25 protein-coding genes are annotated in these 23,482 nt (G+C 64.2%); 8 read left to right on the top strand and 17 right to left on the bottom strand.

Going from position 1 to position 23,482, the window contains the following annotated elements; genetic code table 11:
* Positions 1-99: 99 nt before the first annotated feature.
* On the top strand, positions 100-2,361 hold the full coding sequence (locus CHB88_RS02510; RefSeq protein ID WP_245844669.1) for a TonB-dependent receptor: 2,262 nt from the start codon (positions 100-102) through the stop codon (positions 2,359-2,361).
* A gap of 72 nt (positions 2,362-2,433) precedes the next feature.
* Here CHB88_RS02510 and ahpF read toward each other — a convergent pair whose 3' ends face one another.
* Together ahpF and ahpC are read right to left on the bottom strand one after the other, a co-directional pair.
* Positions 2,434-4,008 (bottom strand): alkyl hydroperoxide reductase subunit F, encoded by a 1,575-nt coding sequence (gene ahpF / locus CHB88_RS02505; protein ID WP_089397688.1) that lies wholly within the window; start codon positions 4,006-4,008, stop codon positions 2,434-2,436.
* 185 nt (positions 4,009-4,193) lie between these two features.
* Positions 4,194-4,757 carry an alkyl hydroperoxide reductase subunit C gene (ahpC, locus tag CHB88_RS02500; RefSeq protein WP_089397687.1) on the bottom strand — a complete coding sequence of 188 codons (564 nt, stop codon included), beginning with the start codon at positions 4,755-4,757 and terminating at the stop codon, positions 4,194-4,196.
* Between the two features lie 371 nt (positions 4,758-5,128).
* Between ahpC and CHB88_RS02495 the strand changes: the two genes are divergently transcribed.
* Together CHB88_RS02495 and CHB88_RS02490 are read left to right on the top strand one after the other, a co-directional pair.
* Positions 5,129-5,983, top strand: coding sequence for an MOSC domain-containing protein (locus tag CHB88_RS02495; RefSeq protein ID WP_089397686.1), 855 nt, complete (start codon positions 5,129-5,131; stop codon positions 5,981-5,983).
* A gap of 125 nt (positions 5,984-6,108) precedes the next feature.
* Complete coding sequence (locus CHB88_RS02490; protein WP_089397685.1) at positions 6,109-7,251, top strand: GGDEF domain-containing protein; 1,143 nt, start codon at positions 6,109-6,111, stop codon at positions 7,249-7,251.
* On the opposite strand, the gene CHB88_RS02485 is transcribed toward CHB88_RS02490, so the two are convergent.
* Genes CHB88_RS02485 through CHB88_RS02465 form a run of 5 tightly spaced genes read right to left on the bottom strand, consistent with a single transcriptional unit; the run spans position 7,252 to position 11,477 of the window.
* Positions 7,252-7,530, bottom strand: coding sequence for a YfhL family 4Fe-4S dicluster ferredoxin (locus CHB88_RS02485; RefSeq protein ID WP_089397684.1), 279 nt, complete (start codon positions 7,528-7,530; stop codon positions 7,252-7,254). It abuts the gene before it with no gap.
* A 31-nt stretch (positions 7,531-7,561) separates the two neighbouring features.
* Positions 7,562-8,059, bottom strand: a complete 498-nt coding sequence (gene coaD / locus CHB88_RS02480; RefSeq protein ID WP_089397683.1) for a pantetheine-phosphate adenylyltransferase — start codon at positions 8,057-8,059, stop codon at positions 7,562-7,564.
* 25 nt (positions 8,060-8,084) lie between these two features.
* Entirely contained in the window at positions 8,085-8,759 is a 675-nt protein-coding gene (gene rsmD, locus CHB88_RS02475; protein ID WP_089397682.1) for a 16S rRNA (guanine(966)-N(2))-methyltransferase RsmD, read from the bottom strand.
* Positions 8,756-10,075 carry a M16 family metallopeptidase gene (locus CHB88_RS02470; RefSeq protein ID WP_089397681.1) on the bottom strand — a complete coding sequence of 440 codons (1,320 nt, stop codon included), beginning with the start codon at positions 10,073-10,075 and terminating at the stop codon, positions 8,756-8,758. Before CHB88_RS02470 ends, rsmD begins: the two co-directional genes overlap by 4 nt.
* A gap of 34 nt (positions 10,076-10,109) precedes the next feature.
* Positions 10,110-11,477 (bottom strand): M16 family metallopeptidase, encoded by a 1,368-nt coding sequence (locus CHB88_RS02465; protein ID WP_089397680.1) that lies wholly within the window; start codon positions 11,475-11,477, stop codon positions 10,110-10,112.
* Between the two features lie 97 nt (positions 11,478-11,574).
* Between CHB88_RS02465 and ftsY the strand changes: the two genes are divergently transcribed.
* The 4 genes from ftsY (at position 11,575) to rpoH (ending at position 15,595) form a co-directional block, all read left to right on the top strand.
* Entirely contained in the window at positions 11,575-12,852 is a 1,278-nt protein-coding gene (ftsY, locus tag CHB88_RS02460; protein ID WP_089397679.1) for a signal recognition particle-docking protein FtsY, read from the top strand.
* 12 nt (positions 12,853-12,864) lie between these two features.
* The gene (locus tag CHB88_RS02455) at positions 12,865-13,542 is read left to right on the top strand and encodes a cell division ATP-binding protein FtsE (protein WP_089397678.1); all 678 of its coding nucleotides are present in this window, start codon (positions 12,865-12,867) and stop codon (positions 13,540-13,542) included.
* Positions 13,539-14,456, top strand: coding sequence for a permease-like cell division protein FtsX (ftsX, locus tag CHB88_RS02450; RefSeq protein ID WP_089397677.1), 918 nt, complete (start codon positions 13,539-13,541; stop codon positions 14,454-14,456). The genes CHB88_RS02455 and ftsX overlap by 4 nt, the downstream gene beginning before the upstream one ends.
* 239 nt (positions 14,457-14,695) lie before the next feature.
* Entirely contained in the window at positions 14,696-15,595 is a 900-nt protein-coding gene (rpoH, locus tag CHB88_RS02445; RefSeq protein ID WP_089397676.1) for an RNA polymerase sigma factor RpoH, read from the top strand.
* A gap of 104 nt (positions 15,596-15,699) precedes the next feature.
* On the opposite strand, the gene CHB88_RS02440 is transcribed toward rpoH, so the two are convergent.
* Genes CHB88_RS02440 through CHB88_RS02420 form a run of 5 tightly spaced genes read right to left on the bottom strand, consistent with a single transcriptional unit; the run spans position 15,700 to position 19,677 of the window.
* Entirely contained in the window at positions 15,700-16,335 is a 636-nt protein-coding gene (locus tag CHB88_RS02440; RefSeq protein WP_089397675.1) for an SCO family protein, read from the bottom strand.
* A gap of 2 nt (positions 16,336-16,337) precedes the next feature.
* Positions 16,338-17,222 carry a heme o synthase gene (gene cyoE, locus CHB88_RS02435; RefSeq protein ID WP_089397674.1) on the bottom strand — a complete coding sequence of 295 codons (885 nt, stop codon included), beginning with the start codon at positions 17,220-17,222 and terminating at the stop codon, positions 16,338-16,340.
* Positions 17,219-18,367 (bottom strand): COX15/CtaA family protein, encoded by a 1,149-nt coding sequence (locus CHB88_RS02430; RefSeq protein WP_089397673.1) that lies wholly within the window; start codon positions 18,365-18,367, stop codon positions 17,219-17,221. The genes cyoE and CHB88_RS02430 overlap by 4 nt, the downstream gene beginning before the upstream one ends.
* A gap of 7 nt (positions 18,368-18,374) precedes the next feature.
* The gene (locus tag CHB88_RS02425) at positions 18,375-18,926 is read right to left on the bottom strand and encodes an SCO family protein (protein ID WP_089397882.1); all 552 of its coding nucleotides are present in this window, start codon (positions 18,924-18,926) and stop codon (positions 18,375-18,377) included.
* A gap of 13 nt (positions 18,927-18,939) precedes the next feature.
* A complete protein-coding gene (locus tag CHB88_RS02420) occupies positions 18,940-19,677 on the bottom strand; it encodes an SURF1 family protein (protein WP_089397672.1) in 738 nt (245 codons plus the stop codon).
* A gap of 64 nt (positions 19,678-19,741) precedes the next feature.
* Here CHB88_RS02420 and CHB88_RS02415 point away from each other — a divergent pair, with 64 nt between their 5' ends.
* On the top strand, positions 19,742-19,942 hold the full coding sequence (locus CHB88_RS02415; protein WP_089397881.1) for a twin transmembrane helix small protein: 201 nt from the start codon (positions 19,742-19,744) through the stop codon (positions 19,940-19,942).
* A 100-nt stretch (positions 19,943-20,042) separates the two neighbouring features.
* Here the strand turns inward: CHB88_RS02415 and CHB88_RS02410 are convergent, their stop codons facing one another.
* Genes CHB88_RS02410 through ctaD form a run of 5 tightly spaced genes read right to left on the bottom strand, consistent with a single transcriptional unit; the run spans position 20,043 to position 23,466 of the window.
* Positions 20,043-20,900: a cytochrome c oxidase subunit 3 gene (locus CHB88_RS02410; protein WP_089397880.1), complete on the bottom strand. Its 858-nt coding sequence runs from the start codon at positions 20,898-20,900 to the stop codon at positions 20,043-20,045.
* 44 nt (positions 20,901-20,944) lie between these two features.
* Positions 20,945-21,160, bottom strand: coding sequence for a DUF2970 domain-containing protein (locus CHB88_RS02405; RefSeq protein ID WP_089397671.1), 216 nt, complete (start codon positions 21,158-21,160; stop codon positions 20,945-20,947).
* 3 nt (positions 21,161-21,163) lie between these two features.
* Positions 21,164-21,724, bottom strand: a complete 561-nt coding sequence (locus tag CHB88_RS02400; RefSeq protein WP_089397670.1) for a cytochrome c oxidase assembly protein — start codon at positions 21,722-21,724, stop codon at positions 21,164-21,166.
* A gap of 1 nt (position 21,725) precedes the next feature.
* Positions 21,726-21,839 carry a cytochrome oxidase small assembly protein gene (locus tag CHB88_RS25380; RefSeq protein ID WP_425436045.1) on the bottom strand — a complete coding sequence of 38 codons (114 nt, stop codon included), beginning with the start codon at positions 21,837-21,839 and terminating at the stop codon, positions 21,726-21,728.
* A gap of 31 nt (positions 21,840-21,870) precedes the next feature.
* On the bottom strand, positions 21,871-23,466 hold the full coding sequence (ctaD, locus tag CHB88_RS02395) for a cytochrome c oxidase subunit I (protein ID WP_089397669.1): 1,596 nt from the start codon (positions 23,464-23,466) through the stop codon (positions 21,871-21,873).
* Between the last annotated feature and the right edge of the window lie 16 nt (positions 23,467-23,482).

Raw genomic sequence — 23,482 nt, 5'->3', positions numbered from 1 at the left:
TCGGCATCTGGAACAGCAGCCTGCGCGTCGGAAATTTTTCCCCTATACGCGCCGGTTCGCATGGGCTACCTTCTGCGCGAGAGATTCAGGAGATCCAACGTGAACCACCGCCTTTCTCGCCGCTGCATGGCCATGGCGGTTGCCGGCACGCTTGCCATCGCTGTCCCGGGCCATGCGCAGGATAACCCCGCCGAAGTACTCGAACTGCCCCAGGTGGAAGTGATCGGCACCAGCCTGCTGCCCGGGCTCGGCACCGCGCTGCGCGACGTGCCCGCCAATGTGCAGGTCATCAACAGCGGCGACATCGGCCGGCAGCGCCAGAACAGCGTAACCGACTATCTAGAGCAGAACGCCGCCAACCTGACGGTCAACGCCGCCCAGGGCAATCCCTACCAGCCGGACGTGAGCTTCCGCGGCTTCACCGCTTCGCCCCTGCTGGGCGTGCCGCAGGGGCTGTCGGTGTTCCAGGATGGCGTGCGCATCAATGAACCCTTCGGCGACGCGCTCAACTGGGACCTGCTGCCGCAATCGGCAATCGCCAATATCCAGCTGATTCCCGGCTCCAATCCCGCCTTCGGCTTGAATACCCTGGGCGGCGCGCTGGCGGTGTACACCAAGAGCGGCGCCACCTATCCGGGCGGCGCACTGCAGCTGTCGGGCGGCTCCTTCGGCCGCAAGGCGATCGAGTTCGAACAGGGCGGGCGCAGCGGCAAGCTCGACTACTTCGTCACAGGCAACCTCGTCGACGACAAGGGCTGGGCCGAACACAATGCCAGCCGCATCCAGCAATTCTTCGGCAAGATCGGCTACCAGGATCGCAGCACCGATCTCGATCTCAGCCTGACGTCGGCCAACAATGCGCTGCATGCGAACCAGACCCTGCCGCGCTCCTTTGCAGACAATATCCGCCAGGCTTATACCTACCCCGACCGGAACGACAACAAGCTGTTCTTCATGACCGCCAAGGGCAGCCACTTTCTCAACGACGACGTGCTGGTCGGCGGCAATCTGTACTACCGCGACTACCGGAACCGCAATCTCTCCAGCAACGTCAACGACAACTTCGGCCGCGTCGACGCCGACGGCAATGTCGATACGACACAGGGTTTCAACAACCGCTCGCGCATCGACCAGCAGGGCTTCGGCCTCGGGCTGCAGCTGACCCTGAGCGGCGAGCTCGCGGGACGAAAGAACCAGTTCGTCGTCGGCGGCAGCGCCGACATCGGCCGCGCCCGCTATACGCAGCAGGAGCAGGCCGCCGGCTTCGGCACCGACCGCGGCGCGGTGGGCAGCGGCGAGTTTGCCCTGGAAACCCATGCGAAAACCCGCAACCGCTACTACGGCCTGTTCTTCACCAATACCCTGTCGCTCTACGAGCGCTGGGGGCTGACGCTCTCCGGCCGCTACAATGTCGCCCGCATCGACATCCGCGACCAGTCCGGCACGGCGCCTGAACTCGATGGCAGCCACCGCTACGCCCGCTTCAATCCGGCGGTGGGCATCACCTTCAATCCGAACCGCGAGCTGACTGCCTATGCCACCTACAATGAAGGCATGCGCGCGCCGACGCCGATCGAACTCACCTGTGCCAATCCGGACGATCCCTGCAAGCTGCCGAACAGCTTCCTCTCCGATCCGCCGTTGAAGAAAGTGGTGGCGCGGACGGTTGAGTTCGGCGCGCGCGGCAAGCGCGGCGATGCGTTCAGCTGGAGCGCTTCGGTGTACCGCACGGAGCTCGACGACGACATCCAGTTCATCAGCAGCGGCGGCGCGGCGGCGAATGCCGGCTACTTCCAGAACGTCGGCGCCACGCGGCGTCAGGGCCTGGAACTGACGGCCACCCGCACATGGGGCGCATTCGCCCTGAGCGCGCGCTACGGTTATGTCGATGCCACCTACCGCTCCTCGTTCGCGGTCAACAGCCCGTTCAACAGCGGCGCCGATGCCAACGGCGCGATCGCGGTGCAGAGCGGCAACCGGATTCCGGGGATACCGCAGCACAGCCTGAAGCTGCGCGCGGACTACGAGTTCACCAGCCGCTGGCAGGCGGGCGCCAATGTGCTGGCCACCGGCAGCATCTTCGCCCGCGGCGACGAGAACAACAGCGATGCGCGCGGCAAGGTGCCCGGCTATGCCATTCTCAATCTCGACACCCGCTACATCCTGCGCAAGGGCTGGGATGTATTCGCCCGCATCAACAATGTCTTCGACCGCGAATACGCCAGCTTCGGCCTGCTCGGCTTGAATGCCTTCACCGGACAAGGCCGCAGCTTCGACCTGGCGAATGCCGCCGGCGAGCAGTTCCGCGGCTACGGCGCGCCGCGCGCCATCTGGATCGGCACGCGCTATTCATGGATGTAAGTCGCCCTCGCGACCAATGAAAAAGCCGGCTTGCGCCGGCTTTCTCGTTTGCGTCGGGTGGAATCAGGCGAATCAGGCAGCCGCCTTTTCCTCCGCCGGCGCCGAGGTGCGGATCAGGTGGTCGAAGGCGCCGAGCGCCGCCTTGGAACCTTCGCCCAGTGCGATCACGATCTGCTTGTACGGCACGGTGGTGACGTCGCCGGCAGCGAAGACGCCCGGCACCGAGGTCTGGCCGCGAGCGTCGACCTCGATTTCGCCATGCCTGGACAAGGCGATCGTGCCCTTGAGCCAGTCGGTGTTGGGCAGCAGGCCGATCTGGACGAAGATGCCTTCCAGCTCGACGTCATGCGATTCGCCGCTGGCACGGTCGGTATAGCGCAGGCCGTTGACCTTGTTGCCGTCGCCCTTCACCTCGGTGGTCTGCGCCTGGGTGATGACCTTTACGTTCGGCAGCGAGAACAGCTTGCGCTGCAGAACAGCGTCGGCGCGCAGCTTGGTGTCGAATTCGAGCAGCGTGACATGGGCAACGATGCCGGCGAGATCGATCGCCGCTTCCACGCCGGAGTTGCCGCCGCCGATCACCGCCACGCGCTTGCCCTTGAACAGCGGGCCGTCGCAGTGCGGGCAATAGGCCACGCCCTTGTTGCGATACTCCTTCTCGCCCGGCACGTTCATCTCGCGCCAGCGCGCGCCGGTGGCGATCACCACCGTCTTGGCCTTCAGGCTGGCGCCGCTTTCCAGCTGCACTTCGATCAGGTCGCCCGGGATCAGCCTGGCCGCGCGCTGCAGATTCATCACGTCGACGTCGTAGCTCTTGACGTGCTGCTCCAGCGCCGCCGCCAGCTTCGGCCCTTCGGTTTCCTTCACCGAGATGAAGTTCTCGATGCCCATGGTATCCAGCACCTGGCCGCCGAAGCGTTCCGCCACCACGCCGGTGCGGATGCCCTTGCGCGCCGAATAGATCGCCGCCGAGGCGCCGGCCGGGCCGCCGCCGACGACCAGCATGTCGAAGACATCCTTCTGCGCGATCTTGGCGGCTTCGCGCTTGGCGGCGCCGGTATCCAGCTTGGCCAGGATCTCTTCCAGGCCCATGCGGCCCTGGCCGAAGGTTTCGCCGTTGAGGAAGACGGTCGGCACGGCCATGATCTGGCGCGCGTTGACTTCATCCTGGAACAGCGCGCCGTCGATCATCGTATGGCGGATGTTCGGATTGATCACCGCCATCAGGTTCAGCGCCTGCACCACCTCCGGGCAGTTCTGGCAGGACAGGGAGATGTAGGTCTCGAACTCGTACTTGCCGTCGAGGTTGCGGATTTGCTCCAGCACGTCCGCCTCGGCCTTGGGCGGATGGCCGCCGACCTGCAGCAGGGCCAGCACCAGCGAGGTGAATTCATGGCCCATCGGGATGCCGCCGAAGCGTACGCCCATGGCGGCGCCGGCGCGGTTGAGCGCGAACGAGGGCGCGCGCTGGCCGTCGCCGCGCTTCTCGGCGAGGCTGATGCGCGGCGACAGCTCGGCGATTTCCTTCAGCAGGTCGAGCATCTCGCGCGACTTGTCGCCCTCGTCGAGCGACGCGGTGATTTCAATGTTCTGGGTAACGCGCTCCAGGTAGGTCTTGAGCTGGTTCTTCAGGTTGGCGTCTAGCATGATGGTCTCGCTTCAGATTGCGGTACGGGTGGTACGGTTCGTGGAGGCGCAGTGCCACCGCCGGATCAGTCGGATCAGACTGCCGGATCAGCAGACTGATCGGGGAGTGGTACTGCGGCCGGGCGCGCTGGTCCGCGCCCGGTGGAGAGCGCCATCAAGCGATGGCGCGGGAGTGCGGATGCTGCTTAGATCTTGCCGACGAGGTCGAGCGACGGAGCCAGGGTTTCGGCGCCCGGGGTCCACTTGGCGGGGCAGACTTCGCCTGGATGGGAAGCGACGTACTGGGCTGCCTGGACCTTGCGCAGCAGTTCCTTGGCGTCGCGGCCGATACCGTTGTCATGAATTTCGCACAGCTTGATCTGGCCTTCCGGATTGATGACGAAGGTGCCGCGCAGGGCCAGGCCTTCTTCTTCGATCATGACGCCGAAGTTGCGGGTGATGGCGCCGGTCGGGTCGCCGATCATCGGATACTGGATCTTGCTGATGGTCTCGGACGTATCGTGCCAGGCCTTATGGGTGAAATGGGTGTCGGTCGACACGCCGTAGATTTCCACGCCCATGGACTTGAAGGTGGCGTAGTTGTCGGCCAGGTCGCCGAGTTCAGTCGGGCAGACGAAGGTGAAGTCGGCCGGGTAGAAGAAAACGATGGACCATTTGCCCTTCAGGTCAGCGTCGGAAACCGGAACAAATTTGCCGTTGTGGAAGGCAGTAGCGTTAAACGGTTTGACTTGGGTGTTGATCAGAGACATGCTTTCCTCGCTGTTGTTGAAGTAGTCGATAAATGATAGATGCGGTCTATGGAAATGTGAAATCAATAGTTTTTATTAGCCCTATAGGCTAATTCAATGTCTACCGATTCTGACAACGCGGCGCGGCCTGCGAGAACAGCTGCAAGACAACATGGTCTGCGAGTGCCGCATGAAGTTCCGCGTCTGCCGCCGTACGCCGGGATTGTTCTGAGCCACATAAACTCGCTACACTCCTGTTCCGCGGCTTGGCGGCGGATGGCTATTGTAGGCCAGTTCGACAATGCAGGTTTGACACGCCCCTGACACCCAAAGAACACCAAGGACCGGCAGCATGCGACCGGCCCGCCACCCTCATCCGATATCGAAACGACATGCCCACGCTGACCGAACTGACGCTCTATCCCATCAAATCCTGCGCCGGCATCTCGCTGCGCGAAGCCATTCTCACCAAGGCCGGTCTGATGTATGAACACATCTACGATCGCGAGTGGATGGTGGTAGACGGCGAAGGCCGCTTCCTGACCCAGCGCGAATTTCCGCGCATGGCCTTGATCCGGCCGCGCATCAAGGCCGATACGCTGGAACTGCGGGCGCCGGGCATGATGGCCCTGGAGATTCCGCTCGGGCTGCCCGATCCGGATGAGGCGCCGACGCTGCAGGTAAAGCTCTGGAACGACAGCGTCACGGCTTACGACTGCGATGACGTCACTGCCACCTGGTTCTCGAAATTCCTCGGCGCGTCCTGCCGCCTGGCGCGCTTTCATCCGCAGGCGCAGCGCCACGCCAACCCGAAATGGACCGGCGGCATGGAGGCGCCCACCTTCTTTTCCGACGGTTATCCGGTGCTGGTGATTTCCGAAGCTTCCCTGGCCGACCTGAATGCCAGGCTGGCGGCGCAGGGGCGCGAGGCGCTGCCGATGAACCGCTTCCGGCCGAACCTCGTGATCGGCGGCATCGAGGCCTTCGAGGAGGATTTCGCCGCCCGCTTCACCCTGGGCGCCGCGGCCCTCAAGCCGGTCAAGCCCTGCCCGCGCTGCCCGATTCCGTCGGTCGACCAGGCCAGCGGCGAAGTCGGGCCCGATCCGCTCGACGTGCTGCGCACCTATCGCGCCGATGCCCGCGTCGACGGCGCGATCACCTTCGGCATGAATTCCATCCTGCTGGAGGGCGAAGGCGAACGCCTGCGGGTGGGGCAGGAAGTGGGCATGGAACTGGCGTTTGCCTGAACGCCGGTACGCGGCAAAAAGATTCGCTTCCCCAAAAACGGGTATTGCCGCCGGACGCGCGAACAGGCTATATTAATTTTCTTTCAGGCAATAAATATCTCCACGCCACGCTCCGGTGACCCGACGTGTTCCTCAGGAAAAAGCGACCTTTCAGCCCCGCCGACGCGCCCGCATCCGCCAATGAAGCGGCGGACGACAGCCGCCATGTGCGCCGGCAGCTGGAAAGCCTGATCGAGCAGGCGCGGCGCAACCAGGAAATCATGCGCCGCCACCAGCAGCTGGACATCGCCTTCATCTCGGCCGCCGGCTTTCTCGATCTCGCGCGCAGCCTGTTCGAACTGCTGCCCGCTTCGTCCGAGCTGGACGTGGTCACGCTGTTCATGCTCGATGCCGACTATGGCATTCGGCGCATGCTGGCGGACCTGCACATCGATGCCGCCCGGCTGCCGCATTTGATATTCATCGACGATGAATCGGAACTGGGCGAGATCAGCGTCGAACTCGACCGTCCACTGCTGGGCGCCTATAAAGCGGAGCTGCATGGCAGGCTGTTTCCCGAACCGGCGCCGGCGCCGGCCAGCGTGGCCATCATGCCGCTGCTGCGCCATGGCCGCCTGATCGGCTGCCTGAATCTCGGCAGCTTCGACGCCAGCCGCTTCCATGGCTCCATGGCAACCGACTTCATCGAGCATCGCGCCTCCATCGTCGCCATCTGCCTGGAAAACGTGCTGAACCAGGAGCGGCTGAAGCATATCGGCCTGACCGATCCGCTCACCGGCATCAGCAACCGGCGCTACATCGAGCGCCGCCTGCTGGAGGAAATCGGCCGCAGCCGGCGCCAGGAATACGCGCTGTCCTGCATGTACATCGACATCGACCATTTCAAGCAGATCAACGACCGCCATGGCCATGCCGCCGGCGATGAAGTGCTGCGCGAAGTGGCCGGCCGCATCAAGGCCGAGCTGCGCCTGTCCGATGCGCTGGGGCGCTTCGGCGGCGAGGAGTTCGTGGTGGTGCTGGTCGATGCCGGCCTGGCCGATGCGCGCGGCGTCGCCGAGCGCATCCGCACCAGCATTGCCGATCATCCGCTGCTGCTGTCGGGGCAGACGCGCATGAACGTGACTGCCTCCATCGGCGTGGCGACGCTGGTCAACCAGGTACGCGCCGAAGCGCCGCAAAGCGCCGCCGAGCGCCTGATCGCGCGCGCGGATGCGGCCCTGTACCAGGCCAAGCAAGGGGGAAGGAACCGGGTGGTGGAAGCAGCCTGATCAGGCTGCCTTGGGCGGGGCCTTGGGATCGGCCTCGGCTTGCAGGCGCTCGAACTTGGCCTGCAGTTCTTCCTTCGATTCGCGCCAGGCGGGGTTGAAGGGAATGCATTCCACCGGGCAGATCTGCTGGCATTGCGGCTCGTCGAAATGGCCGACGCACTCGGTGCACTTGTGGGGATCGATCTCGTAGATCTCGGTGCCCATGTGGATGGCGTCGTTCGGGCATTCCGGCTCGCAGACGTCGCAGTTGATGCATTCGTCGGTGATCATCAGAGCCATGCTGCCTCCATGCCGCCGGCGGCCGAATGGGTCAGCTGCCGGAAGATTGTTGCGTGTTGATCTTGGTTTTCAGCCATTTTTCGACCGAGGGAAATACGAACTTGGACACGTCGCCGCCGAGCAAGGCAATCTCGCGCACGATGGTGCCCGATATGAATTGATATTGGTCCGAAGGCGTGAGGAACAAGGTTTCGACGTCGGGCAGCAGGTAGCGGTTCATGCCGGCCATCTGGAATTCATACTCGAAGTCGGACACGGCGCGCAGGCCGCGCACGATGACCCGGGCGTCATGGCGCCGCACGAAATCCTTGAGCAGGCCGGAAAAGCTTTCCACCTGGACGTTCGGATAATGGCCGAGCACTTCGTTGGCGATCAGCAGCCGTTCATCGAGATTGAAGAAAGGCCGTTTGGCCTTGCTGTCGGCCACGCCGACCACCAGCTTGTCGAACAGGCCGGATGCACGGCGCACCAAGTCTTCATGGCCCCTGGTGAGTGGATCGAACGTTCCCGGATAAACAGCAGTAACCATCGCGCCTCCTAAGACAGAACGCGCATTATGCCTCAATTTCGGACAAATTCTTGCGTTGCAACAGATGGTAGAACACCATGCCTGCCCTCCCGGACCGGACCACTTCCCACGGGGCCATCCACGCTGGCACGTCTTCGCCGTCCAGCGCGAACTCGGCCTCGGCATACACCAATCCGCCCGGCGCCAGCAGGCGCTCGCACAGCGGCAGCATCCGGGCCAGCCAATCCTCGTGATACGGCGGATCGAGGAAGATGAGGTCGAAGCGGCCATCCGGCCCGGTGGCCTGCGCCGCCAGCGACTGCATGGTGGCGAACGCATCACCGCGTTGCACCTGCACCGCATCGGCCTTCAGCTTGGCCCGGGTCTGTTCCAGCTGCCGCACCGCCGGCGCGAACCGTTCCACCATCACCACCCGGCCCGCGCCGCGGCTGGCGGCCTCGAAGCCGAGCGCACCGGTGCCGGCGAAGGCATCCAGGCAGGCGACGCGCTCCCAACCCGCGTCCAACAGATGGGTAAGCCAGTTGAACACGCTTTCCCGCACCCGGTCCGGCGTCGGCCGCAAGCCTTGGGCGTCCAGCACCGGCAGCGGTGTGCGCTTCCATTGGCCGCCGATGATGCGCACCCGGTGCGGCCCCTGCGCGGGCGCGGAACGGGGCGACGACCTGGCCGGCGTCGCTGGCCGCGCGGCACGGCTGCTCATTGGCCGGCGCCGACGATGACGGTGGCCAGGCGCGCCGGATCGATGCGCTTGCTGAACGCGGCCTTGATGTCGGCGATGGTCACTTTCTGCACATTGGCGGTCCAGGTATCGAGGTAATCCAGCGGCAGGCCATAGAAGCCGATGGTGGCAATGTTGTCGAGAATCTTGCGATTGTTATCGAGGCGCAGCGGGAAGCCGCCGGTCAGGTTGTCCTTCGCCGCCTGCAGTTCCTGAGGCGTCGGGCCGTCGCGCAGGAAGGCTGCCACGGTATCGCGCACCACCTTCAGCGCTTCATCGGCCTGGCTCTTCTGCGTCTGCAGGCCGGACTGGAACGGTCCCTTCTGCGCCATCGGGTTGAAGTAGCTGTAGACGCTGTAGGACAGGCCGCGCTTCTCGCGCACCTCGCGCGTCAGGCGCGACACGAAGCCGCCGCCGCCGAGCACATAGTTGCCGACGGTGAGCGGGAAGAAATCGGCATCGCCGCGCGCCAGCGCCGGCACGCCCATGAGGATGTGCGCCTGCGACGCCGGATGCGGAATGCGTTGCTCCTGGCCGCGCGTCTCCGGCACCGGCGGCAGGTCCGGCAGCGGCGCGCCCTGCGGCAGGCGCTGCGTCAGCTGGCGCGCGATCGCATCGGCCTCGGCGCGCGAGACATCGCCGATCATCGATACCACTGCGCGGTTGGCGACATAGTGCGCCTGGTGGAAAGCCACCAGGTCGTCGCGGGTGATGGCTTCGACCGACTCCACCGTCGGCGTGAAGGCGTAGGGATGCTCGCCATACAGCTGGCGCCAGAAGGCCTTGCTGCCGATGGATTCCGGCTTGGTCTCGTCCTCGCGGATGCCGGCGATGGTGCGCGCCTTGTCGCGCGCCAGGAAATTTTCCGGAAAGCTCGGCTGCGCCAGGATGCGCGCCACCATCAGCACCGCCGTATCCCGCTCCGCCTTGCTCGACAGGGTGCGCAGGCTGACGCCGGCGCGGTCGCTGCCTGCACCGCCGCCGCGCTGGGCGCCGGTGTCGGCGATGGCGTCCGAAATGTGGGCCTCGTTCATCCCCGGTTCCGGCTGCGGCTCGGCGGCTTCGCGCACGCCGCGCGCCAGCATGGAGTTGGTCAGGGTGGCGGTGCCGGACTTGCCCTTCGGATCGCGGCGCGAGCCGGCATCGAATTCGACGCTGAGGTCGAGCAGCGGGATGCTGTGGTTCTCGACGAACAGCACGCGGGCGCCGTTGGGCAGCGACCAGGACTGGATCTGCAGCGCCGCTTCAGCGCTCCAGCTGAGGCAGGCGAGGACAACGGCGAAGAGGATTCTCATCATGGCATGCGGGGAGTGGAAGTGAGCGGGCACGGCATCAATGGCGCAGGCCGGACGGCGGCGGCGCCTTCTTTTCAGACAGCGGCAGCGGCACCAGGGTCGCTACCGTGAGCGTGTCGTCGCTGAAGTAGCGCCGCGCCACGTCCTGCACCTGCTGGGCGGTGACGGTCTTGAGCTTGTCGATGGTGCGATCGATGTCGCGGTGCGACAGGCCGGAAGCTTCCATCATGCCGATCTCCATCGCCTGGCCGAAGATGGAGTCGCGCTTGTAGACCTGGCCGGCCACCAACTGCGCCTTGACGCGCTTGAGTTCTTCTTCCGACACGCCCTCCTTCGCGACGCGCTCGACTTCAGCGCGCAGCAGCTTTTCCAGCTGGTCGGTGGTGGTGCCCTGCGCCGGCACGCCATCCAGCACGAACAGCACCGGCCCGCGGGCGACGTTCGAGTAGCTGGCGCCGGCGGAATTGGCAACGCGGTCGGTGCGTACCAGTTTCGCATTCAGCCGGGCATTGTCATAGCCGTCGAGCACCGCCGACAGCACCTCCAGCGCGTACGGATCGACATCCTTTTCCACATCACGCAGGGTGGGCGCCTTGAAAGCCAGCGCGACATAGGGATTCTCCGCCGGCGCCTTGACCACGATGCGGCGCAGGCCCTTCTGCGGCGGCTCCTCCTGCGGCTTGGTGCGCGGCAGCTTCTTGGCTTGGATGCGGCCGAAATGCTTCTCCGCCAGCGCGAACACCGCCCTGGCATTCACATCGCCGGAGACCACCATGATGGCGTTGTTCGGCGCATACCAGCGGTCGTGCCAGACCTTGGCGTCTTCCACCGTCATGTTCTGCAGATCGCTCATCCAGCCCACCACCGGATGATGATAGGGATGGGCGCTGAAGGCGGCGGCATTGAGCGCTTCGTACAGCAGCGGGATCGGTTGGTCCTCGGTGCGCCAGCGGCGCTCTTCCATCACCACCCGGATCTCCTTGGCGAACTCCTCCTTGTCGAACACCAGGCTGGCCATGCGGTCGGCTTCCAGCGCCATCACCTTCTCCAGGCGCGACTTCTCGATCTGCTGGAAATAAGCGGTGTAATCCTTGCTGGTGAAGGCGTTTTCACGCCCGCCGAGGGCGGCGACGCGGGCGCTGAACTCGCCCGGCTTCAGGGTCTTGGTGCCCTTGAACATCATGTGCTCCAGCGCATGCGCGACGCCGGTGGTGCCGTTGACCTCGTCCGTCGAACCGATGCGGTACCAGATCATGTGGGCCACCGTCGGCGCCCGGTGGTCTTCCTTGACGATGACCTTCATGCCGTTGGACAGGGTATGTTCCAGGGCCGGCTCCGCCTGCGTCAGCAGGGGCAGAAAGCCGATCAGCAGCGTGGAAAGCAAAGCCGGGAATGAAAATTTCATGGTCTGCGCTCTGTTAGAATGTGCCTGATTATAAAAGTGTTTCCCTGCCGGCGCTCCGCGCCACGACCGCACGCTCCGATCGCACACCCCACGACCGATGTTTAGTTTCTTCAAGAAAAAACCCAAAGACGAATCCGCTCAGCCCCATCAGGCCGCCGCGCCGGAAAAGGCGCAGCAAGCTTCTGCCGAGACAGCGCAAAAGGCCTCCTGGTTCGACCGCATCCGCGGCGATGCGCCGCCTGAGGGCCGCAAACCCGAGGCAGAACCGGTATCCACGGCCGAACCGGCAGCGCCAGCAGCAGAGCCGGAGGAGAAGCCGTCGTGGTTCAGCCGCCTGCGCGGCGATGCGCCGCCTGCCGAACCGCCTGCGGTCGAGGCAGCTGCGCCCGTTGCGCCGCAAGCCCTGCCCGCTGCGGAAGACGCGGAGGATGAAGCCGAGGGCGAAATCGTCCCGGCCGCGCCGGTCGCGCCGGAGCAGCGCGCTTCCTGGATCAGCCGCCTGAAGGCCGGGCTGTCCAAGACCTCCTCCAACCTCACCACTCTCTTCGTCGGCGCCCGCATCGACGACGACCTCTACGACGAACTGGAGTCGGCGCTGCTGGTGTCCGACGCCGGCGTGGAAGCCACCCATTACCTGCTGGAGGCATTGAAGAAGAAGGTGAAGGACGAGAAGCTGACCGAGGCGAGCCAGGTCAAGACCGCGCTGCGCGCGCTGCTGATCGATCTGCTCAAGCCCTTGCAGAAGCCGATGGTGCTCGGCCGGCACCAGCCGCTGGTGATGATGATCGCCGGCGTCAACGGCGCCGGCAAGACCACCACCATCGGCAAGCTGGCCAAGCATTTGCAGGCGCACCAGCAGTCGGTGCTGCTGGCCGCCGGCGACACCTTCCGCGCCGCGGCCCGCGAGCAGCTGGCGATCTGGGGCGAGCGCAACAACGTCACCGTGATCTCGCAGCAGTCGGGCGACCCGGCGGCAGTTGCCTTCGACGCGGTGCAGTCGGCTCGCGCCCGCCGCACCGACGTGGTCATGATCGACACTGCCGGCCGCCTGCCGACCCAGCTGCATCTGATGGAAGAGCTGAAGAAGGTCAGGCGCGTGGTCGGCAAGGGCATGGAATCGGCGCCGCATGAGCGGCTGCTGGTCATCGACGGCAATACCGGCCAAAACGCGCTGGCCCAGGTCAAGGCCTTCGACGACGCATTGCAGCTCACCGGCCTGATCGTCACCAAGCTGGACGGCACCGCCAAGGGCGGCGTGCTGGCCGCCATCGCCAAGACCCGGCCGGTGCCGGTGTACTTCATCGGCGTCGGCGAGAAGATCGAGGACCTGCAGCCCTTCGACGCCGAAGAATTCGTCGATGCCCTGCTGAGCTGAGCGTTTGACGACATGATCGAATTTCACCAGGTTTCCAAGCAGTATCCGGGCGGCAACCAGGCCCTGGCCAATGTCAGCTTCACCATCGGCGACGGCGAACTGGTCTATCTGTCCGGCCCGTCCGGCGCCGGCAAGTCGACCCTGCTGAAGATGATCGCCGGCGTCGAGAAACCGAGCAGCGGCCGGGTGACGGTCAACGGCCAGGATGTCGGCCAGTTGAACTCTTCCGGCCTGCCCTACCTGCGGCGCAAGATGGGCCTGATCTTCCAGGACCAGCGCCTGCTGCTGGACCGCGACGTGCTGGCCAACGTGATGCTGCCGCTGCTGGTGACCGGCACCGCCCGCGCCGAGGCCGACCAGCGCGCCCGCGCCGCCCTCGACAGGGTCGGCCTGCTCAACAAGGCCGATGCCGCGCCGCAGTCGCTTTCCGGCGGCGAGCAGCAGCGGGTGGCGGTGGCGCGCGCCATCGTCAACCGGCCGCGCATCATCCTCGCAGACGAGCCGACCGCCAACCTCGACAAGGCTAGCGCAGCGCGCGTGATGTCGGCCTTGCAAGCATTCCAGAGCGCCGGCATCACCTGCATCATCGCCACCCACGACGAATCGGTGCTGGCGACGGCGCCGCGCATCATCTCGATCGTCGGCGGCCGGCTGGCCGGCCTCATGTCAGGAAAGGAAATCACCGCATGAGCATCTGGATGCGGCAGCAGGCCGCCGCCCTGGGCGATGCGTTTCGCCAGATCCGCCGCATGCCCGGCAGCTTCCTGCTCAACGTGCTGGTGATCGCCATCGCCCTGTCCTTGCCCTTCGCCGGCCTGACGGTGCTGGAGAGCGTGCGCCCGGTGTCGGAGCAGATCGCGGTGGAGCCGGAGATCAGTCTGTTCCTGTCGGTGGATACGCCGCGCGAACGGGCCGCTGCCCTGGCGCCGCAAATCCGGCGCGTGTTGCAGCAGGCGCAGGCCGGCGGCAAGCTGGAATTCATCCCGCGCGAGCAGGCGCTGGGCAACCTGAAGAACAAATCGGGGCTGTCGGAGGCCTTGACGGTGCTGGGCGAAAACCCGCTGCCGGATGCCTATGTCCTCAAGGTATCGGCGCGCCAGGATGCCGGCCAGGCGGCGAAAATTGAGTCCATCGCGGCGCAACTCAAGGCGCTGCCCGGTGTCGAATACGTTCAGGTCGATTCCGCCTGGGTGAAACGGCTGGCGGCGCTGATGGCAATGCTGAAAATCGGCTTGCTGTTCGTCGGCGCCACGCTGGGCGTGGTCGTGGTGGCGGTGATTTTCAATACCGTCCGGCTGCAGATCCTGACCCAACGCGAGGAAATCGAGGTGTGCCGGCTGTTCGGCGCCACGGATGCCTTCGTGCGCCGCCCGTTCTTCTACTGCGGCGCACTGCTGGGCTTGGTGGCCGGCGTCATTTCTCTGGCGATCGTGGCCGGGATGCTGTTGCCGCTCAACGCGGCGGTCGCCGAGTTGGCCCGTCTGTATTCCTCCCAGTTCGCTCTTTCATCCCTCGGCGCCGACTTGATCGCTCTGCTGCTTGCCGGCAGCGCAGCGCTCGGCTTGCTGGGCGCCATGCTCTCCATCCGGCAGCACTTGCGTTAATGCATGTCAATGGCGACATAGGTCCAAAGTGGAAAATCGGGAAGACTTGCTTCGAGTCAAGTCTTCTCGTCTATAGTTTTCTATTGTTGTACTTGCAATTACAGTTGTGGGTGCAATAGCTTTTTCCCTATGCTCGTGTTCCAAAAGCCTAATTAGCACTCTCGTTTCTCGAGTGCTAATATAGGATTCAAATCGTGATCGGCAATGATGCCGGTCACTCAGGGAAGCAAGGAGAACCAATGAAAGCATCCAATGCACAGTCTGCGCTGGTTCCTGCTGGTAAGAATGCCCTGTCGCTAGGAATCATGGGCAGCCTTGGCAATATCGAGGCTTACATCTCGGCGGTGAACCGCCTGCCGATGCTGACGCAGGAAGAGGAAGTCTCCCTGGCACGGCGCTGGCGCAACGAGAACGACCTGGCTGCGGCTCAGCAGCTGGTGCTGTCGCACCTGCGGCTGGTGGTGTCCATTGCCCGCGGCTATCTGGGCTACGGCTTGCCGCATGCCGACCTCATTCAGGAAGGCAATATCGGCCTGATGAAGGCGGTGAAGCGCTTCGATCCGGACCAGGGCGTACGCTTGGTGTCCTACGCCATGCACTGGATCAAGGCCGAGATCCATGAGTACATCCTGAAGAACTGGCGCCTGGTGAAGATTGCCACCACCAAGGCGCAGCGCAAGCTGTTCTTCAACCTGCGCAGCCACAAGGAAGGCCTGGACGCGATGTCGCCGGCCCAGGTCGAAGATCTGGCCAATTCGCTCAATGTGAAGCGCGAGGAAGTGGTGGAAATGGAAACCCGCATGGCGGGGCACGACATCGCGCTGGAATCGCAGAGCGACGACGAGGACGACAAGTTCGCTCCCATCGCCTACCTGTCTTCCGACGCCAACGAGCCGACCCGGGCGCTGGAGGCGCAGCAGTACGACCGCCTGCAGTCGGAAGGGCTGGAAGCGGCGCTGAGCAAGCTGGACGACCGCTCCCGCCGCATCGTCGAGGCCCGCTGGCTGGCCAATGACGACGGCTCCGGCGCCACCCTGCACGAACTGGCGGACGAGTTCGGCGTATCGGCCGAGCGCATCAGACAGATCGAAAGCGCGGCGCTGAAGAAGATGAAGGGCACCCTCGCGGCCTTTGCCTGAGATCGGGCATCAATGCACAGCTTGGCCGCAAGGCCGTAAAAAAGCCGCTCCCCGGAGCGGCTTTTTCTTTTCCTGCGCGGCGTTCTACGCCCGGAATCTCAGCGTCAGGCAGAACCGCCCAGCAGCTGCTTCAAGTCATGCGCCAAGGCATCGGGGCCCTGCCCATGCCGCACGAAGAGGCGGATGCGGCCCTGGGGATCGAAGACATAGCTGCCGGCGGTATGGTCGATGGTGTAGCTGCCGGGCGTCTTGCCGGGCACTTTCTGGTAGAACACCTTGAACTCCTTGGCCACCTTGTCCACTGCTTCCGGGCTGCCGGTCAGGCCGAGAAAGCGTGGATCGAAGGCAGGTACGTATTTGGCCAGCAGTTCCGGCGTGTCGCGTTCCGGGTCGACGGTGACGAACAGCACCTGCACCCGGTCGGCATCCTGGCCGAGTTGCTTCATGGTCGCGGCCATCTCCGCCATCGTGGTCGGGCAAACGTCGGGGCAATGGGTGTAGCCGAAGAACACCACCACCGCCTTGCCTTTGAAGTCAGCCAGCGCTCGAGTCTTGCCGGTGTGGTCGGTCAGCTGGAAATCGCGGGCATAACCGAGCCCGGTCACATCGGTGTTCTTGAAGCTGGAATTCACCGGCGACAGGATCATCCCGCCGCTGTCGGACTGACGGTCGCAAGCGCCCAGCAGGACGGCGGACAAGCCGAGCAATCCGGCGAGCAGAACGGAGGAGGCGCGCGCCATGGTCAGAAATACAGGTAGTGATCAACCAGCAATGCCACGAACAGCAGCGACAGGTAGATGATCGAATAGGCAAAGGTCTTGCGCGCCACCAGGTCGCTGTAATGCCGGTAGAGGCGCCATGCGTGCCACAGGAAGACGGCGCCGAGCGTCAGCGCGCTGGCGAGGTAAATCAGGCCGCTCATGCGCACCGCGAACGGCAGCACCGTGGTGGCGACGAGAGCGATCGTGTAGAGCAGGATCTGGAACTGGGTGAACTTCAGGCCATGGGTCACCGGCAGCATGGGCAGGCCGGACTTGGCGTAGTCGTCGCGGCGATACAGGGCCAGCGCCCAGAAGTGCGGCGGGGTCCATACGAAGATGATCAGCACCAGGATCCAGGCCTGCATCGGCACGTCGTTCGCCACCGCAGCCCATCCCAGTGCCGGCGGCATGGCGCCGGACAGTCCGCCGATGACGATGTTCTGCGGCGTGGCCGGTTTCAGGATCATGGTGTAGATCACCGCATAGCCGACGAAGGTGGCGAAGGTCAGCCACATGGTGAGCGGGTTGACGAAGTTGTAGAGTACCCACATGCCCATGCCGCCGATGACGCCGGAGAAAGCAAGCGTCTGCGGCACGGTCAGCTCGCCGCGCGCCATCGGGCGGCGGGCGGTGCGCGCCATGCGCGAATCAATCTCCCGCTCTACCAGGCAATTGACGGCAAAGGCAGCGCCGGCCAGCAGCCAGATGCCCACGGTGGCCGCCACCAGGATTTTCCAGTTCGGCAAATCAGGCGTGGCGAGGAACATGCCGATCACGGCGCAGAAAACCGCAAGCTGCGTCACCCGCGGCTTGGTCAGCGCCCAGTACTGGGCGATTCGGCTAGGGGGAATGGTGAGCGTATTCAATTCGATTCAGGCAGATGGATGCTGCGGGCGGCCGCTTGCGCATGGCATGACAGGGTGGAAACCGGGCGTCCCGCGAGTCTAATCTTGAAGTTTAACATGGTCAGGAGAAGCAAAAGCAGCGCCGCTCCGCCGTTGTGAGCGACAGCGATCGCCAACGGCCAGTTCAAAAATATCGTGGACAGGCCGGTGATCAGCTGCAGCGCCAGCGCCAGTCCGAGCCAGCGCGCCGTCCGCTCCAGCCCCGGCACCCGGCCGGCGCGCCACGCCAGCCAGCCGACGACGGCGAACACGACGAAGGCGAAATTGCGGTGGGTCCAGTGGATCGCGGTGAGCGCGGCGAACGGCAGATAGTCGCCGGCGCCGGTCTTGCCGAGTTCGCGCCACAGCGTGAAGCCGTGCTGGTAATCCATGGGCGGCACCACGGTACCCTGGCACAGCGGGAAATCGGCGCAGGCCAGGGCGGCGTAATTGGTGCTGACCCAGCCGCCGAGCGCGATCTGCAGCGCCAGCAGCAGCAGGCCTGCGCCTGCCGCCAGTTTCAGACCCGCTGCCGCCTGCCCGACCGGCGCATGCCGGCTCAGCCGCGCCGCATGCCAGGCCAGCAGCCCGAGCAGGGTCAGGCCCAGCAGCAGGTGCAGGGTGACGATCACCGGCTGCAGTTTCAGCGTCACCGTCCAGGCGCCGAACGCCCCCTGCAGACAGACGAAGAAGAACAGCAGCAGCGGCATGGCGAGACCGCCCGACCCTTCCGCGGTTGGTGTGCGTCGATTGCGGCGCCAGTTGCGCCAGGCGATGACGACCATGGCAATGATCAGCACGCCGACCGCCATCGCGAAATACCGGTGGATCATCTCGATCCAGGCTTTCGCCACTGTCACCGGGCCGGTCGGCATGGCGGCCTCGGCAGCACTGATATGTTCATGCGCCTGCAGCGGATTGGCATGGCCGTAGCAGCCCGGCCAGTCCGGACAGCCGAGGCCGGAGTCAGTCAGGCGGGTGAAGGCGCCGAACATGACGAGGTCGAAGGTGAGAAATACCGTCACCCAGGCTAGCTTGCGGTACTTGTTGGCATCGTTCGATACCCACACCACCGACAGCGGCAGGCAGGCGGCGAGCAATCCCATGATGGCGAGCTGGATCAGCATGGCGTGGTCATCCTATGCGCGAAGCCTTGAGCAGCTTGGCAATGTCTTTCTTCATCCTGTTCGGGTCGGCATCTTTCGGAAAGCGCATCATCAGGTTGCCGAGCGGGTCGATCAGGTAGACGTGGTCGGCATAGGTGGTGCCGGCATCGGCCGGCAGCCAGGCCTTGATCTGTTCCGCCGGCGCGCGCAGCATGTGGGTGCCGTCGTATTCGCGGATCAGGATGGTTTCCACCGGCTGCTCGTCGGTGATCAGCCAGACGCGCTCGATGCGGTCCATGTCCTTGCCCTGCGCCAGCCGCAGCTGGCGCATGTCGTGCAGATGCTTGCGGCAGGCGTCGTCGCACTGGGCCGGGCCGGCTTGCAGCATTTGCCACTTGCCTTTGTAGGCGGCCAGGTCGACGGGACTGCCGTCCAGGGTCTTCGCCTTCATGGTCGGCTGCGGATGCTGGCGCGGATCGATGAGCTCGCCATAGTTGGTCCGCCCCTGCGGCTTGATGACGTAGTAAGTCAGGTAAGAGGCGATCAGCGGCGCCGCGCATACCGCCAGGATGGCCAACATCTTCCAGCGGCCGTTAGCCTTGGCCTTGCCGTTCTGCTTGTTTTCTTCCACGTCTCAATCCGGTAATCACGAAAAACAGGAAAGCCGTCGCCGCCAGCGCATACCACTGGAAGGCGTAGCCTAGGTGCTTGTCCACGCCGGCGGAGGGCCGGGGCCAGTCGCGCGCCAGGCCGTCGCCGGTGTCGCTGGTCTGCTCCAGCACATAGGGCAGCATGCGCATGCCGGCAGCGCTGGCCAGCGCTGCCGGATCGACATTCTGCACGATGGCGCCGGCTTGCGGTACCTGTGCCTTGCCCAGTTCCAGCACGTGGCCGGCGGAAAGCCGTATCGTCCCCTGCAGGTCGACCATGCCTTCCGGTGTCGGATAAGGCGCAATGCGGCTGCGGTCGGCGACGTCGCGCCGCATCCATCCGCGCGCCACCAGTATATGTAAGTCGCTTCCCGCGATCTTCAATGGCATGAGCACGTAAAACCCGGGCACGCCGCGATAGGGGCGATTGTCCAGATAGATCGGCCAGGCACGCTCGAACCTTCCCTTGACCTCGACCCGGCGGAATTCAGCTTGCGCCGGATCCGGCGGCAGGCTGTCGAGTGGAACAGCGGGTGCGGAAGCGCGCGCGGCGATGCGGCCTTCGATCGCCTCCTTCTCGGCGGCGCGCCGCATTTGCCATTGACCGAGGGCGATGCCGATGGCGACCACGACCACGGTGGCCAGCGCGGGGATCAGGCTGGGGCGGAATCTTATTGGCATTACAATGTCAGTCTTTATTCATGCATTTTCGATTCGCGAAGTCCGGATCGGTGCCTTGACCGCCATGAAAATCCTCGTCGCCATCGCTTTCATCCTCATTCTCGGCAGCCTTGGTTCGGCATTGGTGTTCCTGATGCGGGACAAGGGCCGCAGCAACCGCACCGTGACCGCGCTGGCGCTGCGGGTCGGGTTTTCGATTGCCCTGTTCTGCATGATCCTGCTGGCGCATCACTTCGGCTACATTCAGCCGACGGGCATTCGCTAGGCAGGCGCCCTCCGGTTTACCCCGCGGGCGGGAAGCTTTTCCCGTTGCCAAAAAATTAAAAAAGCCGCACCGAGGTGCGGCTTTTTCGTGGCAGGCGGGCTTAGAGCCAGTAGACCACGACGTAGAGGCCGAGCCAGACGACGTCCACGAAGTGCCAGTACCAGGCGGCGCCTTCGAAGGCGAAGTGATGGTCAGGGGTGAAGTGGCCCTTCATGATCCGCACCAGCACCACCGCCAGCATGATGGCGCCCATGGTCACATGGAAGCCGTGGAAGCCGGTCAGCATGAAGAAGGTCGAGCCGTAGATGCCGGAGGTAAGCTTCAGGTTCAGTTCGGAATAGGCATGCATGTACTCATAGACCTGGAAGCCCATGAACACCGCGCCGAGCAAAATGGTGGCGGCAAGCCAGAACGCAGTTTTCCCGCGCTGGCCCATGCGCAGCGCATGGTGGCTGATCGTCAGGGTCACGCCGGAAGTGAGCAGCAGGGCGGTGTTGATGGTCGGGATGGGGAACGGGCCCATCTTGGTGAACGGCTGGATGGTGCCGGCCGGGGTGTTGCCCCACTGAGCCGCGAAGTCGGGCCAGAGAATCTTGTGATCGAGGTCGCCGAGCCACGGAAGGGTCAAGACGCGGGCATAGAACAGTGCGCCGAAGAAGGCAGCGAAAAACATCACTTCCGAGAAGATGAACCAGCTCATGCTCCAGCGGTAGGACACGTCGACGCGCTTGCCGTACAGGCCGCCTTCGGATTCGGCGATGGCTTCGCCGAACCAATTGTAGAGCACCACCAGCAGCGCCAGGATGCCGATGATGTTGGCGATCGGCCCCCAGCCATAGCCGTTGACCCAGCCCGATGCGCCGATCATGGTCAGCAGCAGGGATGCGCCGGCGAGAACCGGCCACTTGGACGGGCCCGGTACGAAGTAGTACGGCGCTTTTGCGTGTTGCGAACTCATCTCCATCTCCCAATACAGTGAAATTATTGCTTCGTTACGACGTATTACTTTGACACGACGCTGTTGACGATCACCAGCAGCGTCACGATAAATATGGCCGCCCCGATCAACCCGGCGATGATGACGTGCACCGGGTTGAGCTGCTGCGCATCCTTCTCATAATCGCTTCGCTTGCGCACGCCGAAGAAAGACCAGAACACCGCCTTCACCGTGGCGCCGAACGATGCCTTGCGCCGCGACGCCTTTTCCGGGTCGTCCATCGCTCAGCTCGCCTTGCCTTCCCGGGCCGGCACGCCGATTTCAAAGAAAGTGTAGGACAGGGTAATTGTCTTCACTTCCTTCGGCAGCGCCGGATCGATGTAGAACACCACCGGCATCTGCTTGGCCTGGTTCGGCCCCAGCGTCTGCTGCTGGAAGCAGAAGCACTCCAGTTTCTTGAAGTGGCTTGCCGCCTGCTGCGGCGCGTAGCTCGGGATCGCCTGGGCGTCGATGCTGCGCGGCTGGGTATTCACCACCTCGTAGACCACCTGCGCCATCTCGCCGGGATGCACCTGGATGCTGTTGACCGTCGGGCGGAAGCGCCACGGGCCATGGGCATTGGCATCGAACTCGACAGTGATGGTGCGAGTCGTGTCGACCTGGGTATTGCCGACTTCCTTCACCGTCGCATCCTTGGGCGTCAGGATGTTGATGCCGGTGATCTCGCAGATCTTCTTGTACATCGGCACCAGTGCATAACCGAAGCCGAACATCATGATGGCCACCACGACCAGCTTGCCCAGCATCTGGGCGTTGAGCTTGCGCGAGGGCTGGCGATCGTCCATGTCAGCTGAACCAGATGCGCTTGACGAAGACGCCGATGAAGAACGCGATGGCGATCGATGCCAGGATCAGCGCGGTGCGGGTATTGCTGGGTTTCTTCGGGTCTGCCATGTTCATGGAGGCGGGCTTGCGCCCGCCCCTCTCAGTCTTACTTCACCGTCGGCGGCGTTTCGAAGGTGTGGAAAGGCGCCGGGCTCGGCACGGTCCACTCCAGGCCTTCAGCGCCATCCCAGGGCTTGGCGGCAGCCTGCTCGCCGCCGCGGATGGACGGCAGCACCACGGCCAGCAGGAAGTACACCTGCATCAGGCCGAAGCCGAAGGCGCCGATCGAGGCCACCATGTTGAAGTCGGTGAACTGCGCTGGATAGTCGGCATAGCGGCGCGGCATGCCGGCCAGGCCGAGGAAGTGCATCGGGAAGAAGGTGACGTTGAAGGTGATGATCGAACCCCAGAAGTGAATCTTGCCGCGGGTCTCGTTGTACATGTAGCCGGTCCACTTCGGGCCCCAGTAATAGAAGCCGGCGAACAGGGCGAACAGCGAGCCGGCCACCAGCACGTAGTGGAAGTGGGCCACGACGTAGTAGGTGTCCTGCATCTGGATGTCGATCGGGGTCACCGCCAGGATCAGGCCGGTAAAGCCGCCCATGGTGAACACGAAGATGAAGCCGACCGAGAACAGCATCGGCGTCTCGAAGGTCATGGAGCCCTTCCACATGGTCGCGATCCAGTTGAACACCTTCACGCCGGTCGGCACCGCGATCAGCATGGTGGCGTACATGAAGAACAGCTGGCCGGTCACCGGCATGCCGGTGGTGAACATGTGGTGCGCCCAGACGATGAACGACAGGATCGCGATGGAGGCGGTGGCGTACACCATGGAGGCGTAGCCGAACAGCGGCTTGCGGGCGAAGGCCGGGATGATCTGCGAGATGATGCCGAACGCCGGCAGAATCATGATGTACACCTCCGGATGGCCGAAGAACCAGAAGATGTGCTGGTACATGACCGGGTCGCCGCCGCCGGCGGCGTTGAAGAAGGAGGTGCCGAAGTGGCGGTCGGTCAGCGTCATGGTGATGGCGCCGGCCAGCACCGGCATGACGGCGATCAGGAGGTAGGCGGTGATGAGCCAGGTCCAGCAGAACATCGGCATCTTCATCAGCGTCATGCCGGGAGCGCGCATGTTGAGGATGGTGACGATGATGTTGATGGCGCCCATGATGGACGACGCGCCCATGATGTGCACGGCGAAGATGGCCATGTCCATGCCGATGCCCATCTGGGTGGACAGCGGCGCGTACAGGGTCCAGCCGGCGGCGGTGGCGCCGCCCGGCGCGAAGAACGAACCCACCAGCAGGATTGCCGCGGGCGGCAGCAGCCAGAAGGAGAAGTTGTTCATCCGCGCGAAGGCCATGTCTGAGGCGCCGATCTGCAGCGGGATCATCCAGTTGGCGAAGCCGACGAAGGCCGGCATGATCGCGCCGAACACCATGATCAGGCCGTGCATGGTGGTCAGCTGGTTGAAGAACTCCGGCTGCACCAGCTGCAGGCCGGGCTGGAACAGCTCGGCGCGGATCAGCAGGGCCAGCACGCCGCCCGAGAGCAGCATGGTGAAGGAGAACCAGAGGTAGAGGGAGCCGATGTCCTTGTGGTTGGTGGCAAACAGCCAGCGCTGCCAGCCGTGCGGATGGTCATGCGCGTGGTCGTGCGAGTGATCATGTGCGTGATCAACTGCTGTGGTGCTCATCTCGATCTCCTATCTG

The organism is Noviherbaspirillum humi, from assembly GCF_900188095.1.
Lineage (GTDB): Bacteria > Pseudomonadota > Gammaproteobacteria > Burkholderiales > Burkholderiaceae_D > Noviherbaspirillum > Noviherbaspirillum humi.
The sequence above is the reverse complement of the archived record's forward strand: the minus strand, read 5'-3'. Positions and strand labels throughout refer to the sequence as shown.